Raw genomic sequence first — 1,472 nt, 5'->3', positions numbered from 1 at the left:
GTCCATGAAGGACGGGCCGACGGCGAGGTTGACGTTCGGCTGGTACATGCTGCCGGTGCCAACGCGCTCGCCTTCATTGCGGTTGTACATGTAGCTGACGTTCCAGTCCCAGTAGCGCGAACCGGTTTCGAAGCTGCCTTCCAGGCCGAGGCTGGCACGCTTGGTTTCCAGCGTGTTCTCGGTACCGCGCGGCAGCTCTTCGGTGCGGTGCGAGAACAGCACGTCCTGGCCCCACTTGTTGAAGGTGCTGTCCTTGGACAGCGCAGCGCGCGTGCCGTTGCGCGACTGCGCAGCCGAGACCGAGTACGGGTAGCCGGCCAGGTGCTTGGTCGACTCGCGCTTGCTGTACAGCGCGTCGGCGACGATGCGCAGGTTGTCGGTGATCGAGAAGCCGCCGTTGGCGAACACCGAGGTGCGCTCCAGGCCGCTCAGCAGGCTCATGTTGGTCTTGGCGTTGGCGCCGTCAGCCGGATCCGGCGTGTGGAAGTTGCCGGCGCTGCTCGGGTCGCCGCCCGGGCCCACGGTCAGCGGCTTGCCACCGACGGTGACCGTGYCCCACTGGGTGGTCGGGCTCAGCGCGTCGACGTCGTCGGCATGGCGCGGGCCACCCGGGTAGCGGCTGAACTCGCGCGCATCGCCGAGGATCTCGTCTTCCTTGGTGCGCTCGGCGCCGACGCTGAACCAGCCGCGGTCGAAGGTCTTGCCGAAGGTGGCGCTGTAGGAGCGCTTCTGGCCGTCGCCTTCACCGTACTGGCCGACATAGACGCTGGCTTCGCCACCGTCGAAGTTCTTGCGGGTGATGATGTTGACCACGCCGGCGATGGCGTCCGAGCCGTACAGCGCCGAGGCGCCATCGGTCAGCACTTCCACGCGTTCCACGATCGCCGACGGAATCGAGGCCAGGTCGGAGTAACCGCCGGCGCTGACGCCCATGCGGCGGCCGTCGATCAGCACCAGGCTGCGTTCCGGGCCGAGGTTGCGCAGGCTGACATACATGCCGCCGAAATCGCGCGAGGAGCTCAGCGAGGACGAACGGCTCAGGCTCGGTGCGCCGGCTGCCGTGACGTCCTGCAGGATGTCGGCGACGTTGACGTAGCCCTTCTTCTCGATGTCGGCGCGGTTGAGTGCCACCACCGGCTGCGCGGTCTCGACACTGGCCTGGCGGATGCGCGAGCCGGTGATCTCGATGCGGTCGAGGTTGGTGGGGGTATCGCCGGCTTCCTGTGCGAAAGCGGGCGTGGTGCAGCTGGCGGCCAGCGCGATGACGATCGCGTTGCGCAGCGGGGTGGTCTTCAGGGACATCCGTGAAATCTCGTGTTTCAGAAAAAACATGCGTCCGTTCTATGGACGCGTGGGGTGCTGCAAACCAACGTGGGGGCCGGATTCTAGAGTGTTTTCATCGGTAACTGTTTGCCCGCGCGCGCTGTAACGCCGCGAAAATGAATCGCAACCAACAATCCACAGGTGCACTG

The 1,472-nt window shown here is 65.9% G+C and carries 1 protein-coding gene; it reads right to left on the bottom strand.

Features of this window, described 5'->3' with window-relative positions; translation table 11 throughout:
• Positions 1–1,302: TonB-dependent receptor plug domain-containing protein (locus AB4Y84_RS21560; protein ID WP_442250917.1), on the bottom strand; the 1,302-nt coding region annotated here is incomplete at its 3' end.
• Positions 1,303–1,472 lie beyond the last annotated feature (170 nt).

The sequence above is a fragment of the Stenotrophomonas sp. 2YAF22 genome (genome assembly GCF_052114665.1).
GTDB classification, from domain to species: domain Bacteria; phylum Pseudomonadota; class Gammaproteobacteria; order Xanthomonadales; family Xanthomonadaceae; genus Stenotrophomonas; species Stenotrophomonas indicatrix.
This window is presented reverse-complemented; position numbering and strand designations above follow the sequence as displayed.